13 protein-coding genes and 1 pseudogene are annotated in these 14,059 nt (G+C 45.6%); 10 read left to right on the forward strand and 4 right to left on the reverse strand.

What is annotated here, in order from left to right; all coding sequences use genetic code 11:
- Positions 1-356: 356 nt before the first annotated feature.
- On the reverse strand, positions 357-1,148 hold the full coding sequence (locus METH11B_RS29265) for a hypothetical protein (protein WP_155931168.1): 792 nt from the start codon (positions 1,146-1,148) through the stop codon (positions 357-359).
- Positions 1,149-1,533: 385 nt separating this feature from the next.
- On the opposite strand from METH11B_RS29265, the gene METH11B_RS0120980 reads away from it, so the two are divergent.
- Genes METH11B_RS0120980 through METH11B_RS0120990 form a run of 3 tightly spaced genes read left to right on the forward strand, consistent with a single transcriptional unit; the run spans position 1,534 to position 5,034 of the window.
- Positions 1,534-2,292 (forward strand): hypothetical protein, encoded by a 759-nt coding sequence (locus METH11B_RS0120980; protein WP_026603710.1) that lies wholly within the window; start codon positions 1,534-1,536, stop codon positions 2,290-2,292.
- Entirely contained in the window at positions 2,289-4,040 is a 1,752-nt protein-coding gene (locus METH11B_RS0120985; protein WP_155931169.1) for a DUF6531 domain-containing protein, read from the forward strand. Before METH11B_RS0120980 ends, METH11B_RS0120985 begins: the two co-directional genes overlap by 4 nt.
- A 4-nt stretch (positions 4,041-4,044) precedes the next feature.
- A complete protein-coding gene (locus METH11B_RS0120990; protein ID WP_026603712.1) occupies positions 4,045-5,034 on the forward strand; it encodes a tetratricopeptide repeat protein in 990 nt (329 codons plus the stop codon).
- Positions 5,035-5,359: 325 nt separating this feature from the next.
- Here the strand turns inward: METH11B_RS0120990 and METH11B_RS0120995 are convergent, their stop codons facing one another.
- Entirely contained in the window at positions 5,360-5,659 is a 300-nt protein-coding gene (locus tag METH11B_RS0120995; RefSeq protein WP_026603713.1) for a DUF1993 family protein, read from the reverse strand.
- 79 nt (positions 5,660-5,738) lie between these two features.
- On the opposite strand from METH11B_RS0120995, the gene METH11B_RS0121000 reads away from it, so the two are divergent.
- Entirely contained in the window at positions 5,739-6,365 is a 627-nt protein-coding gene (locus METH11B_RS0121000; protein ID WP_026603714.1) for a plasmid pRiA4b ORF-3 family protein, read from the forward strand.
- Between the two features lie 29 nt (positions 6,366-6,394).
- On the opposite strand, the gene hemG is transcribed toward METH11B_RS0121000, so the two are convergent.
- A complete protein-coding gene (hemG, locus tag METH11B_RS0121005; protein ID WP_026603715.1) occupies positions 6,395-6,937 on the reverse strand; it encodes a menaquinone-dependent protoporphyrinogen IX dehydrogenase in 543 nt (180 codons plus the stop codon).
- Positions 6,938-7,319: 382 nt separating this feature from the next.
- Between hemG and METH11B_RS0121010 the strand changes: the two genes are divergently transcribed.
- From METH11B_RS0121010 to METH11B_RS27175, 6 genes and pseudogenes are all read left to right on the forward strand, one after another.
- Positions 7,320-8,165: an N-6 DNA methylase gene (locus METH11B_RS0121010; protein WP_026603716.1), complete on the forward strand. Its 846-nt coding sequence runs from the start codon at positions 7,320-7,322 to the stop codon at positions 8,163-8,165.
- Between the two features lie 10 nt (positions 8,166-8,175).
- Complete coding sequence (locus tag METH11B_RS28855) at positions 8,176-8,814, forward strand: restriction endonuclease subunit S (RefSeq protein ID WP_026603717.1); 639 nt, start codon at positions 8,176-8,178, stop codon at positions 8,812-8,814.
- 12 nt (positions 8,815-8,826) lie between these two features.
- On the forward strand, positions 8,827-9,024 hold the full coding sequence (locus METH11B_RS0121020) for a hypothetical protein (protein WP_026603718.1): 198 nt from the start codon (positions 8,827-8,829) through the stop codon (positions 9,022-9,024).
- Complete coding sequence (locus METH11B_RS29585) at positions 9,017-9,535, forward strand: hypothetical protein (RefSeq protein WP_026603719.1); 519 nt, start codon at positions 9,017-9,019, stop codon at positions 9,533-9,535. The genes METH11B_RS0121020 and METH11B_RS29585 overlap by 8 nt, the downstream gene beginning before the upstream one ends.
- Complete coding sequence (locus METH11B_RS0121030; protein WP_026603720.1) at positions 9,528-9,707, forward strand: hypothetical protein; 180 nt, start codon at positions 9,528-9,530, stop codon at positions 9,705-9,707. Before METH11B_RS29585 ends, METH11B_RS0121030 begins: the two co-directional genes overlap by 8 nt.
- 51 nt (positions 9,708-9,758) lie before the next feature.
- Positions 9,759-10,908: pseudogene (locus METH11B_RS27175) on the forward strand (IS3 family transposase).
- Between the two features lie 109 nt (positions 10,909-11,017).
- On the opposite strand, the gene METH11B_RS28025 reads toward METH11B_RS27175, so the two are convergent.
- Positions 11,018-14,041, reverse strand: a complete 3,024-nt coding sequence (locus tag METH11B_RS28025; RefSeq protein ID WP_026603721.1) for an EAL domain-containing protein — start codon at positions 14,039-14,041, stop codon at positions 11,018-11,020.
- Between the last annotated feature and the right edge of the window lie 18 nt (positions 14,042-14,059).

The following is a 14,059-nucleotide window of genomic DNA, read 5'->3' on the forward strand; positions in this document are numbered from 1 at the left end:
CAGTTTTACAGGTTTGAACAGTGAGGACAAAAAAGTAGCCGTAATGGACAATTGTCAATTACGGGAATCTGAAGCATTGAAGGGCTTGCGGCTGGACAGCAAAGTCCGAGTAAAAGCTCATCGCTTTGCCATCCGAGAATTTGCTTGGGTTTACGTTCTTTACCAGAAATGGGAGTTACTAGTTTATTGGCGGTATCGGCCAGCAGCCGACCTTCAAGCTTTTTAGGTCAATGGAAAGTGATGGCCTCAGAGCAGTCATTCAACGTGGAGCTAACCGGGTGCGGCGCGGACGCTGAAAAAATAAAACCGCATTATAACCGCGCTCCTGCTTGGCCCCGAGTTAGGCTCTGCGCGGGCTATTGATAGAAGTTCCGGCACTCACTACCCAATGGCCCATCCGCGACAACAATTCCCGTGCAGCAATCTAAACCGTCTTTGCCTACATAAGTGCCTGTCCTGCACGCCCCAGGTAGTAGCCGTTTCCATCTATTCCCCTTAGAGTTCGGGCCGCCGGTTCCTTTTTGTTCGTAAGCGCAATCATTGCTGCGCTGCTCTTCGATAGGTCGATCTCTATTGAATTTGGCCTCGCCTTCCTTTTTACATTGGTCGTATAAAGGCAAGTCGGTTGTTTGTGACGTGTCGGCGGTTTTAATGATGGCAACGCACTTGGTATCTCCGGGGTTTTGGATGCAGTTGGTCTTGTTTACCAAAGGCTTCGCGGCCTTGTGGAACGCCGCGCACTGGTTTTTTAGTTGGCTAGGAATTGAAGCAATCGGGCAGTTTTCCTTATAAAAGTTCGGTGTGAAATCGAATGTGTCAGCATGCGGCCCGCCGCCTTGATATTCTGCCTTCATGCAGGAAGTCGGGGATTTGTCGTCAAAGCAAATTTCGCAGGAAGAGCCGATTGAACATTTATTGAAAGGTGCCTTCGGAGTTCGAGGGTCATGGGCAAAATCGGTTCCGTTTAAACTTTCCCCAAAAACCACATGGGCATTGCAACTAGCGGGGCAAGATTTGCCGTCATCGTAAATAGTCATCCTGATTGATTTGGCCAAGCTTGGTGTGGCAAATATTGCGAATAGGGCTATCGTGCAGATGAGCCGTAGTATGCTGACTGACGCTTTTGCAAAGTTTATGCTTGTAGCCATAGGTAGTAATCCTTCAAAATTATTTTATTTTTCTGATTCAGCGTCTAACGCCAAGCTAACCGGGACCGCCTCGGGGAAGGCTAGCCTTGACAGGTTAAACCCGTAAGGCCAGCTATTAAGAGTTGTGTATTCACAGCTTCGGCCAAAATCCGACTTTTGTCGAGAATAATAGTTTGACAGCAAAACGTTTACTAGCAGCTCACAATACATGGTGTCAGGGAGCAGGGCGACCAAAATGTAAAGCGTTCTGTTCCTTGTGCGATCGGCCCCATAGGTACTAATTTGAAATGTCGTGACTACAGCCTTTTGATATTAGTAAAATTATTAGGAATGAACGAGACTCACCTCTCTAATCCCAAGAGCATAAAATTTTAAGGATCAAGGAATGCAAGAAAAGTCATCGGATACCAAAGTCCCTTTAGAGTGGAATGACGAAGGTAAATATTGGTCATTCCCCCTGATGGAGCATGATTGGGTTGAATTAAAAGGTTTGCTGAGTAAGAACGAATTAAGCTACAGCCAAGTTTCATCCGAAAAATATCATATTGAGCGTAGTCCAAGAGGAGAATATAGAATTCTTTGGACTGCTCCTTTGGACGAATGGCCTTCAAAAGTTTATGGACTGGTGGCATTCAGACCAAAAGCTCCTGGAACTTTCCTCGGAATTCCCATTGCGGTATTGATACCAATTGTAACAGCACTAGCAACTGCCTCGGGAACAATAGCTGTGCAATCAATAATCAATTCAGATAGTCCTCTATCTTGTACCGAAAATAAAGATTTCGTTTCTAGTGCTGAATACAACAGTTGTACATCAGAACTGGCAATTGCAAAAAAATCAGAACAAGAACTAAATAACTTTGCGCTGAACTCACCCTATCAAGATCGATTTATTTACTTACTTGCCCGCAGTCATGGTCAAAGACTTGAAGCGTTAAAAAAACTGAATAACACCTCTAATTCTTCTAGCGACATATCGGTTCAAGCAGAAAATGCGTACATTCAAAATGTTTTAAAAGGTGATATTAATTCTCCAGCATATTCAAAAGGTTTGAATGACGGTCAGTCAGAAGCTATTAGGTTACTCGGACTTGGAGATCTTAAGGTCTTATCTGGGCAGGATATATGGAATTCCCAGAGATGAAGTGGATTATTATCATTACGTTGATTTTAGACATATCTTTCTTCTCTTCAAAAGCCATAGGTGGCGTGAATGATAAAAATGGAAATTTTTATATCACTTACACGGATTTTTACATTAATGATTTATTAGAAGTATCTAGAACCTATAATTCTAAATCAGTAACTGTCGGGTTATTCGGTTTTGGTTGGGGCTCCAGTTTTGAAACCAGACTGTTTGTCGATCCCTCAGGCCTCCCTGTAATATATCAAAATGGACAAGGAGCTGTAAGTTACTTTAAACCAATTAAATCGGATGAAAAATATGAGAAGCAACTGAATTATTCTCTAGAAAAAATGCAAAAGCTGTTAGTTGATGAGAAGCTTGATAACAATAAAGATAATAATGTCTTAAAAAATGCGCATGAAGACATTAAAGAAAAACTCAAAGATGCAGAGTTTAGAACGAGTGAATGGGATAGACTTGTACGTCAGAATAAAGTCAAACCCATTGATGTTGCATTGGGTACTGAGTTCACCTATACCTGCACTTGTAACTTTAAAGCGCAACATCTTATTAGGACAATCGACGGTTATCGCTATACTTCAGAGGGTAAAACGGATATTTTCGATAATGAGGGCCGGCTTGTTTCATTAGCAGACAATAGCGGAAAAGCCTTGAATATTGAACGAGATCAATCAGATAACGGACGTATTCGGGGAATTCATCTTGATAGTGATAGTATTTATTTTTTTTATAATGACCAAGGATTTATTGATCGACTTTTTAATCCGAAATCAGGAAAAATAACTATTTATAGTTATCGTGATAAAAACTTGATTTTGAGTAATGATCTAGGGGCAAATATATACCAATATTTATATGATGCCAGACACAATATGACTCAAATCGTATACATCGATCAATCAAAAATGAGCATCGGATATGATAAAAACAGTCTAGCAACCGAAGTCATAGATAGAGATGGGACTAAAACATCATATTATTATGGAACAATGAATGGAAGTCCTGAGTTGAATTACTTTACTGAAATTGTAAGACTTTCCCCCAAAACATATGGATACCCCTCTAAAGAACGACGGGAATATCATTTAAAAATAACTGATTCTGGAACACAAGTTAACAACGAAATTGTTACGGTTTCTGACAACATAAAGCGAGTATATTCATACGATGATAAAGGCATCCTTAAACATTTAGAACAGAAGTCGCCTCCTGACAGCAAAGATATAATTTCTTCAGATTTTGTGTTTGATGATTCTGGTCGCGTACAATCGATACATAGTAACAAGTGGAGTCGAGATTATGTTTATAGCTCTTCAGCATCTAATAGTAGCATTAAGTCTTTGTTGACTATAAATGGCATCCAAAATAGTGAATATTCATACGAATACGATGACAAAGGACGTCTAATTATCGCAAATCATGCAGGTACAAATATTCAAGTCATATATATAGACAATAAGTCTGAGTTAGTTGCTTCCATTCAATCGGATCAAGATAAAATAAACTTCGTACGAGAAGGCAGGATGTTATCTAGGTTAGAATTTGAGTGCCGAGAAGGTGGGTTGTTTTCTAAGTTAGAATTTGAGTGTAAAAATGGTCAAACTGAAATAATCTTGTTTGATAAAGATAAAAATGGGCAACTAACAATTGGCTCTGACGAAGTCGATAAAGCGTATCTTATTTCTAGCGTAATTTCAGGGATGCTATCTATTGTGTCACCATCAAAATCTAATTTGAGGTTGTGAGTTAATGATTAAGTTTTTCTCAAGCCGTATCAAATTAGTAAGAATAATCTTATATATTAATTTATCATCAGGTTGGAATGTTTGGGCGGGAGCCAACGATCGAATTAAGGATTGTAATAATTACCCTATTAATACAAAAGCAGTTCAGTTTGCTGCTGAAGAGGGCGTTCCATATTGCCAAGCATTACTTGGTCAATTGTTATGGCGGGGCACAGGAATTGAAAAGAATGAAAAGCTGGCTGTTCAATGGTCACAACGTTCTTTGGAATCTGTTGAGCCACTAGGTTATTATAATAAAGGTGTGATTTACCTATATGGTCTTGGTGGGGTAATTGCAGATAATCAGGTTGCGTCACAAGCCTTTCGTGTGGCTCGAGGAAATTTAGAAAAAATTACTGGTCAAATTGACCCCAATTACGAGTTTGTGCTCGGCTCTATCATCTATAACGGATTTGATGGCAATCAAAAAAATCCTATTGTCGGTTGCGCACATTATTTGAATGCGGCCAACATGAATCACCCGGTAGCTCAACATAATTACGGGAGTTGTTTAGAAGATGGCAGTTTGGGTTCTAAAGATATAGGGGGCGCTTTACATTGGTATAAACTTTCTGCAAGCAACGGATATTCTTCATCAGCTTGGAAGCTTGGCGAAATTCAATCAGTAAATGGAAGCCCAAAGGAAGCTTATGATAGCTTTGCTTTAGCCTCTAAAATCGGTAACTCCGACGATAAATTGAGATGGGCTGGGATGTTGGAAAATGGTTCTGACATTGTAGATAAGGATATTGGAACTGCAGCAATGGCCTACAAAAGTGCTTCGGATTCGGGCTCAATACATGCTACTTATCGACTGGCATGGCTTTACTTTATTGGCGACAAATCTTTTTCTAAAGATGTAAATATCGCAAAAAAGCTTTTTCAACAAGCTGCGCAAGGCGGAGACAAGGATGCCATAAACATGGTCAAGGCTTTAGCTGATTACAAAAAATGATATCCTTAATTTTATTTTTTATTACTCGAAAAAAAATCTTGCACAGGTGGCTAAATATTTTAGTGAACTAGATAAGCTTATAGCCTAAGCATTTTAGATAAATAAAAGACATTAAATTTTTAATATCACATTAAATTAGGGGTTCGTAAGAAAAATAGTCACAACTTTTAGAGAGCTTACACACCCTATGGTGATTAAAGAATAAGTGTCAACTATGAGCCTCGTTTCTGCCATTCAAATTAATGAAGTGATTGTCAGGAACGGGTCGAAATGTCACGCCCAGCTCAGCAAACTGTATGTCCGCTAACGCGCCCTCTACTCAATTTCATCCCACATCGCCGAGATAATTCTTCTTACCGATTTCCAGCCCGTTGTGTCGCAAAATAGCGTAGGTGGTGGTGACGTGAAAATAAACGTTCGGCAGTACGAAATCGGTCACGTAGGCCAAGCCGGTAAAGGTTGATGTCCGATCATGCCGTGGTAACAGAATGGTGTTGTCTTCGGAGCCGTCGATTTGTTCAGCGGTGAATGAGTTTATATGGGCCAGTGTTTTATCAATTCGCTCGATCAACTCGGGAAACGAGTTTTCATCATCTTCAACCCGCAGTTTATGCCGCTTTATCAAAACACGCGATCACTATTATCGAATCGAATCTTGCTGACCTGGGGTTAAACTTAAGTCATCAACTATTTCGAGAGTCGCAATGACCGAGCAAAAGTCCGTTCGTAACAAACACGCCAGCAGTACCAGCCAACCCTGCTTATACACCTTGCATATCGAGCTAAGGCCCAATGAAATTCGTCCGCCGGTTTGGCGCAGACTGGAAGTCGATGGCCGGATCAGCTTGGCGAAGTTGCATCACTTTATTCAGGCCGCCTTTGGCTGGAGCGACTCTCACCTGCATCAGTTTAAGATTCATGACAAGGTTTATGCCATGCCGGACCCTGGCGATGAGGACGCCCTCTTGGACGAGCGCAAAGCCTACCTGAATCGCTTGCTGGCGACCAACGACACGATGCTGTATCGCTACGATCTGGGCGATAACTGGGAACACTTGATTACCGTCGAAGCGATACGCAGCGACTTAGACAACGATCCCAAAGGCGGAGCCTGGGTATTGGATGGCGAACGGGCTTGTCCGCCTGAAGATGTCGGTGGCGTTGAAGGTTATGCCGATTTTCTGGAAGTCTTGCAAGAGGAACCGGATTCAGAGGAAGCCGCACGCTTGCGGGAATGGGCAGACGGCGATTTCGACCCCGAACGCTTTGATCGACGCTTGGCCAATGCAGCCATAATGCGCCTCTTGTTCAACCGCTGGGGCGGTAAATAAATGTTGGTGTTGATATATAGGCGGCGCCATTAAGGATCGCTGATTTCCATCGAACTGATAGCAAGACCAAAAGCGTCCACCTGATCCCAGTCGGTAAACTCGACAACTGCTGTCGGATCAGTCGGTCCCCTGGTCATCATCATGATCAAGCGGATCAAGGACCGATCAAACGAGCTGTAGCTGGGATAGTCGATCTTCCCGGCAAACGCCGCCAGCTGCTTAGGCTTCCAGGGTATCCGTTTGAGAAATTTCTTCAGGTAGGGATTGGTATTGGGCGCTTGCTTTTCCGGTTTGCGAGCCACCACGTTGACCGAGAAAAAGGCGTTGGGTTTGCTGTCCAAAATCGTTTGGTTTTGGTTGATGAAAGCCAGAACTTGAGGGCCATGATTGCCGTAGTGAATGCTGGCACCCATCACGATTTTATCGAAACTCTGCAACGCCACGCGATCAACCTCTTGAATCGGCACCAGAGTCACTTGATGCGACTGCTGCTCGATAACCGATTGCAGCCTTTGGCAGATTTTCAGCGTTTGCCCATCGCGTGTTGAGTAGATGATCAGGATTTTCGGCATATATTTTCAATGAAAACAATCGGTTTGCATTATGTAACCCGCTCACTACAACTCGTTGGGACGATAGGCGTGCCCAATAGTCTTCATGACTAGGCTGGACGCGCGCCTCTGCACTTTCGAGAAACAGCGTATCAACATATTAAAACGAATTCACCAGCGCCACACCTATTCATGATTTCACCTTGCGCTAAGGCAGCAGATTCGCCATTATTCGCGGCTTAATGCTTGTTGAACCGGAATAGTCCAACCTCAGGAATTCATCCGCTTTAAAAACCGGCGGATTCTTTCTTCAAAAGCCGCAACACGCAATCCACCAAAACCCTGTACATTTAGCCGGCACCCTGACTGTACATAAACAACGGATACGATCTACTTAGGAACCATGGCCGACAATCAAAATATCCTGCAATACGAATCCAAAATCTGGGCAACCGCCGATCTGTTAAGAGGCTGCGGCATTAAAGAGTCCGAGTGGCCGTCTTTCATGATGCCATTCTTTGCCCTGGTCATGATCGAAAGTCGGCTGATTCGCATGCTGGACGACATGAAAGCCGAATACGGCGCAGAAACTTTAGCGGAGATGGATCAGGACGATTTCATTGGCATGATCAGGGACAAGGGCCAGGGTTACAACGGCTATCTTTTCGAGCGCCATAAAACCCTGAAAGATATTTGCGCCAACGACAAATCCTTCGAGATTGATTTTGACGCCTATTTGCACGGCTTTGACGGCGAAACCAAGGATTTGCTGGGCGTGGATGCCAGCGAGGGCGAGAAGTTTCTGGACATCAAAGGCGTTATCACCAAGCTGAAAGCCAAAAACGTGCTGCTGGGCTACACCAAGGAATGGAGCGAAATTGACCTCAAGCCCTTCAATAACTCCGAAATCACCACGCTGGAAGAGCACATCAAGCGCAAATGGGCGGATATTTCCGCTGAAACCGCCGGGGAGCAATATACTCCTGATGATGTCATCGGCCTGATTGCCGAGATTATCGCCTCCAAGATTCAGCCATCCGAAAAGCTGTTAAAGCTTTACGACTGCAGCTGCGGCGGCGGCAACATGCTATTTGGCGTGGAAGATAGGATTAGCGAGAAGGTCCAGCGATTGACTCAGACCTTCGGCCAGGACTGGAACGACGCCCTTTACGCCTTGGCCAAAATCGAAAGCCGGTTTCGGGTGGATTCCAAAATCGAGCACGGCAAACGTCGCACGCGGGCTGGATAAAACCGTGCCCATGAAAGACAGCGGGATTGAGTGGATTGGTGAGATTCCGGCGCATTGGGGATTAAAAAAACTTTCGCAGTCATTTAGTCAGATAGGTAGTGGTACAACGCCAAAATCTGGATCGGATGTTTATTACGATAACGGTACGATCAACTGGATAAATACAGGCGATCTAAATGACGGTATTCTCGAAATATGTAAAAGAAAAGTTACCAAAGAAGCTTTGAAAGACTATAGCCTGACAATTTATCCTGTAGAGTCAATTATTATTGCTATGTATGGAGCAACAATCGGTAAAGTATCTATTGCGATGATAGAAGGTTGTACTAATCAAGCTTGTTGTGTTCTGAATGGAAGTAAAACTATTAGTAGTAAATTTCTACTATATTGGTTTATCTCAAAAAGAAATTTCATTATTTCTTTGAGTTACGGTGGCGGACAACCAAACATTAGCCAAGATACTATTAAAAATTTAAGAGTATTTTCTCCACATCTTCCAGAACAAAAAGCCATAGCTGATTATCTCGATGAAAAAACCGCAAAAATCGACGCCATCGTCGAAACTATCAACACCCAAATCGACAACCTGAAAGCACTGCGCAAAACCCTGATTAACGATGTCGTGACCGGTAAAATCTGCATCCTTTAGGAGGACCTGACCATGAGCCAAACCGTACAAGCCGAAATACCCGATCAACTGTTCCAACAGGCGCAAACCCTGGTGCATCAGGGTTGGGCCGGCAGTTTTCAGGAAATCGTCAACGATGCCCTGCGGCGCTATCTGGAATCCCATCAGGAGGCGTTGACCGAAGCCCTTATCCAGGAAGATGTGCAATGGGGCTTGCATGGGGATGACTAAATTGGCACTGGTCGTCGCCGACGCCGGGCCGTTGATCCATCTGGATGAATTGGGCGCGCTGGATGTGCTCGGCGATTTCGCCGCCGTGATCGTCCCCGATGCGGTTTGGCGGGAAGTGCAACAACACCGGCCGCTGGCTTTATCACATCCCGCTGTAAAGCTGCTCAGACAGTCCATGCTGTCGGCCTCGGCGCAAGTCAATGCCGTCGCGGCTTTATACACCTTGCATCGGGGCGAACGCGAGGCGCTGGCCTTGTGTTTGCAACAGAACATTGCGCTGCTGCTGACGGACGACACTGCCGCCCGTTTGGCCGCCAAAAACCTCAATATCAACGCCCACGGCACCTTGGGTTTATTGATCCGCGCCGTGCGCAAACAACATCGCAGCCCTGCCGAAGTGTTAGCGTTATTAGCCGCCATACCTGCCCAATCCAGCTTACACATTCGTCCGAGTTTATTGAATGACGTGATCGCCCAAGTCAAAGCGGAATGGCTGACCGACGATGAATGAATTACACCTGCAAGACCGATTTTTAGTGCCTTTTCTGCGCGATGGCTTGGGTTACCGGGAAGTCAAAGCCAATACCATCACCCAGTCGCTGATTATCGAAGAAGACCTGCAAGCCTTTATTGCCGAAACCGAACAGAGCTGGCCCCGAAAAATTGAACAGCCGGTTAAGTGAAAATCCCTGCTACTTTTGAACGTCCGTAAGGACAAAACAATGGAGCAGAAGATGTCCAAAAAACCGAGAAGAAAACATTCGCCGGCCTTCAAGGCCAAAGTCGCCTTGGCCGCTTTGACGGGTGATAAAACCCTGGCGCAGTTGACCCAGGAGTTTGAGATTCATCAAAACCAGATTGTCGACTGGAAGAAACAGCTGACCGAACGGGCTGCCGAGGTGTTTGGGAAACCCGCGGAGCCCGAATCACCGCCAGTCGACCTGCTAGCCCTGCATGCGAAAATCGGCCAACTGACCTTGGAAAACGATTTTTTAGGGAACGCGCTCACCAAGGCGGGATTGCTGAGCGCAAAACGATGATAGACCGTGAATCCAAACTGTCGATTGGCCAGCAAGCGCACCTGTTGGGGATCAGTCGAGGTAGCGTTTACTACCTGCCCAAGCCGTTATCAGCGCGCGATCTGGACATCATGAAACGCCTGGATCGATTGCACATGAAACATCCCTTCATGGGCGCCCGGCAATTGCGAGATCAGTTGAATGAACAAGGGATCACCACTGGCCGTAAGCATGTGAAAACCTTGATACCCACAGGGCACAAGTGAAGCGGATGGGCATCGAAGCCGTGTATTGCAAGCCTAATACGAGCAAGAAAACGCCAGGGCACGAAATCTTTCCCTACTTGCTGCGCGGCATGACCATCAACCGAGCCAATCAGGTTTGGGCCCTGGATACGACCTATATTCCGATGGCAAAAGGCTTTGTTTACCTGACTGCGGTTGTGGATTGGGCCAGTCGGAAGGTCTTGGCAGCCAAGGTCGCGATTACACTGGAAGCCTGTCATGCCGTCGATGTGCTGGAACAGGCGTTTCGGCTGTATGGTAAACCGGAGATCGTTAATACCGACCAGGGTAGCCAATTCACCGCCAAGGCGTTTGTCGATGCCGTGAAAAATCAGGGTTGCCAGTTGAGCATGGACGGACGGGGCGCCTGGCGAGATAATGTTTTCGTCGAGCGATTGTGGCGATCGGTCAAATACGAGCGGGTTTACCTACATGCGTACGATTCCGTCGGCCAAGCCAGAGCCTCGATTCTGGATTATTTCGAGTGGTATAACCACAAGCGACCCCATTCCAGCTTGAACCGAAAAAAGCCTCATCAGGCCTATACCGATTTGCTGCCACCGGTCAAAATGGCAGCCTAACCAACAGCAGGGATTTCACTTTAATTTTGGGAATTGCTGTTTAAAGGTTTGGGGCCACCTCTAAACTGCATTAATCAGAGCTTCTCTAACCAACAGCACGGATTTCAATTTAATTTTGGGAATCGCCGCTTAAAGGTGTCGAGCTTCTTCCCGTTCCTGCTTTGCTAAACATTTTTACTATCTCTTCAGCTGGGACGGGTTTGCTGAGTAAATAACCTTGAATTTCGTCGCAGCCGTATTCAGCCAAAACATCGAACTGGCTTTGGGTTTCTACGCCTTCGGCAATCACCATCATGTTCATGGAATGGGCGATGTTGATCAACATCTTGACGATTTTTTGGTCGTTCTCGTCATGGCAAATATCGATAATGAAGGATCTGTCAATCTTTAAGTTGTCTACCGGCAGGTTTTTCAGGTAGCTCAAAGAGGAATAGCCGGTGCCGAAATCATCAATGGATATTGTAATGCCGCGGCTGCTAAGCCGCTTTAAGGCCGTTAATGCTGCCTGGAAATTATTCATCAACGTGGTTTCCGTTACTTCCAATTCCAGTTGCCTTGGTGCGATTTGGTATTCTGCGATGATGGCAAGGACTTTTTCAACAAAATCGTCTTGTCTCAACTGTACCGCGGATAAGTTGACGGCAATTTTGCGATTCATAAAGCCCATCTCCTCCCACTGTTTGAGTTGCTGGCATGCCGTTCTGATTACCCATTCGCCCATTGCAACAATTAGGCCTCGTTGTTCGGCAAAGTCGATAAATTCAAAAGGTGCAAGTAGTCCTTTGCTGGGATGCCGCCACCGAATCAAGGCTTCTACTCCCACGATAGCTTGGGTGGCGATGTCCATTATGGGTTGGTAAAACAATTCCCACTCTTGGCTCTGAACGGCCCTGCGCAATTCTTTATCCAAGTGCAGATGCTTGATGGAGAGTGCCTGCATCTGGTTGTCAAAAAACTGAAAGCTGGTTTCAGATGATGTTTTTTTACAGAATGTTTTGGCCGTGATGGCATTGTTGATCAGGTCATCAACCGAATTCGCATCGGCCGGATACACACTGATGCCGATGTGGCCGGTAACATAGATACTGTTGCGGTCAATATCGATTGGATCGGCTAAAGCATCCATCAGACGCTCGACCATCCAGGTAACCGCTTCCTTATTCGACAGTTCTGGAATTAACACCGCGAATACATCGCCGCCGATTCGGGAAAGCGTCAAGCGCGAGATATCGTCGCTTTTTCTGAAAGTGACATTCAAGCGGTCGGCGATCGCTTTCAAAACCTTGTCGCCAACCGCGCGGCCTAGGGTTGCGTTAATCATGCCGAACATACCGATATCGATCACAAATATGGCCGCCAAATGGCTATATCGATGACCTCTTTCAATGACTTGATTGACCCGGTCGTAAAATAAAACCTGATTCGGCAAGCCGGTAAGATTGTCGTAGTGTTTGGAATAATCCAGTTCCGTCGAGATTTGCGAGGCTATTTGTTCAAGTTCATCAACCCGCGTCTGCAATTTGGAGACTTTACTGTCGTCCTTAGCCGTCTCTGTTTGAGGTGCAGGTAGATTTTTTTCGGCGGGCTGTGGGTCGGATTTAACTTTTTCCGCAAATTCGTTTTGTAGTTGCCAGCGCACGACGCGGTTCCGGCCCGATTCCTTGGCAACATATAACGCTTCATCGGCAAATTTATTCAGTTCGCCCGGGTCTTCCGGTTGGTCGAGGATGCTGGCGACCCCTAAACTGGCAGTGACCCATGGTCCATTCTCGTAACGGGCGACAGATTCCGATTTGATGCGTAAGCGGATCCGTTCGGCCACGGTAATGGCTTCGTCAACGCTTAAGTCGGGCAGCACGATGCAAAACTCTTCGCCGCCATAGCGGCCAACCAAATCAATTTTGCGGGTGTTGGTGGTTAAGATTTCGGCCAGCAATTTGATGATGACGTCACCGGTCGCATGACCGTAATTATCGTTAACCAGTTTGAAATGGTCGATGTCGACCATGATGCATGATAGCTCCAAATTGTTTTGCAGCGCATCGGCAAACGCTTTTTCAAACAGTTCGTTAAATGCCCGCCGATTTAAACAGCCGGTCAGAGAGTCCCTAGTTGCGAGAAAGTGCAATTCCTTGTTTTGCTCTTTAACCTGAGCCTGACTTTCCTCCAACTTGCTGACCATGGTTTGCAATTTGGTATTGCGTTCTTCTATTTCGGTAATGTCATCCAGCGTAATCAACACCCCTTGAGCGGCATCGTTGCCGCCGAGAATGGGCGAAGCATTGATCACAAATTTAAATGTGTCATTGCCAGGGTTAATCAATTTTAGATGCGCGCCAATCGAACTTTTGCCGGTTTTTAAAACGGTTTGCCAGGGCAGGTAGGTGTCGGTAGTCGAATCGTCGGCGCTTTTCCATTTTAATTGCGAGGCCTTTTTCCCCAGCAAAGCAGCCATGGGGCTGGAGATCTTTTTCAGAAAGGCATTATTGGCCAACACAATTTGCTCGTGCTCATCAATGATGATGACACCCTCGGCCAGCGTATCGAAAGCCGCGTTGACCCGGTCGGGAATCACGGCGCTTGGGTCGAGTACTTTCAAGGTTCTGAGCATGAACGTCAGGTAAATAAAAAAGCCGACGACCAAAAAGAATATCGCCATTTTAAAACTGGGGTGTTCAAGAAAATCCGAAGCCGATTCGCCGGCTATTGGCGCGAATTTAAATTCAATATCGCCCCATTTTTCCGAGTCCCGAAAAATAGGCACCACCAAATGGGTGGAAGTGGATTTTTGGCTATCGTAATCGGCCCATTCCTTAACGTGATCGTTGACTTGAAAAATTAATTGGTCGTTTTGCAAGCGGATTCCGGCGGAAAGAATGTCCGGGTTTCTTTTGATCAGGGCATTGAGCATTCTCTCAATGCGGTGTGGGTCTTGATCGGGGGCGATGGTGGAAAATTGAATGGCCAGCGCTTCGCTGACTTGTTTGCGTGACTCCAACATAAATTTGGATTTATCCGGCATGAACCCCAACATTTCCGCCGTAAACAGCAAGCAGATACTGATTAGTGCTAAAGCCAGGCTGATGCGCATTGCCGGCAATAAAAGTCCAACCGTCTTTTTTAGGGTGTCCATGCTCTTAAATGCTGCGAT

The organism is Methylomonas sp. 11b, assembly GCF_000515215.1.
Lineage (GTDB): Bacteria > Pseudomonadota > Gammaproteobacteria > Methylococcales > Methylomonadaceae > Methylomonas.

Excerpts from the sequence above, each read along its gene's own strand:
- METH11B_RS0121000 (WP_026603714.1), top strand. The coding sequence starts at position 5,739 with ATGACCGAGCAAAAGTCCGTTCGTAACAAACACGCCAGCAGTACCAGC.
- METH11B_RS0121010 (WP_026603716.1), top strand. The coding sequence starts at position 7,320 with ATGGCCGACAATCAAAATATCCTGCAATACGAATCCAAAATCTGGGCA.
- METH11B_RS0120980 (WP_026603710.1), top strand. The coding sequence starts at position 1,534 with ATGCAAGAAAAGTCATCGGATACCAAAGTCCCTTTAGAGTGGAATGAC.
- METH11B_RS29585 (WP_026603719.1), top strand. The coding sequence starts at position 9,017 with ATGACTAAATTGGCACTGGTCGTCGCCGACGCCGGGCCGTTGATCCAT.
- hemG (WP_026603715.1), bottom strand. The coding sequence starts at position 6,937 with ATGCCGAAAATCCTGATCATCTACTCAACACGCGATGGGCAAACGCTG.
- METH11B_RS0120990 (WP_026603712.1), top strand. The coding sequence starts at position 4,045 with ATGATTAAGTTTTTCTCAAGCCGTATCAAATTAGTAAGAATAATCTTA.
- METH11B_RS0121020 (WP_026603718.1), top strand. The coding sequence starts at position 8,827 with ATGAGCCAAACCGTACAAGCCGAAATACCCGATCAACTGTTCCAACAG.
- METH11B_RS29265 (WP_155931168.1), bottom strand. The coding sequence starts at position 1,148 with ATGGCTACAAGCATAAACTTTGCAAAAGCGTCAGTCAGCATACTACGG.
- METH11B_RS28855 (WP_026603717.1), top strand. The coding sequence starts at position 8,176 with ATGAAAGACAGCGGGATTGAGTGGATTGGTGAGATTCCGGCGCATTGG.
- METH11B_RS0121030 (WP_026603720.1), top strand. The coding sequence starts at position 9,528 with ATGAATGAATTACACCTGCAAGACCGATTTTTAGTGCCTTTTCTGCGC.
- METH11B_RS0120985 (WP_155931169.1), top strand. The coding sequence starts at position 2,289 with ATGAAGTGGATTATTATCATTACGTTGATTTTAGACATATCTTTCTTC.
- METH11B_RS28025 (WP_026603721.1), bottom strand. The coding sequence starts at position 14,041 with ATGGACACCCTAAAAAAGACGGTTGGACTTTTATTGCCGGCAATGCGC.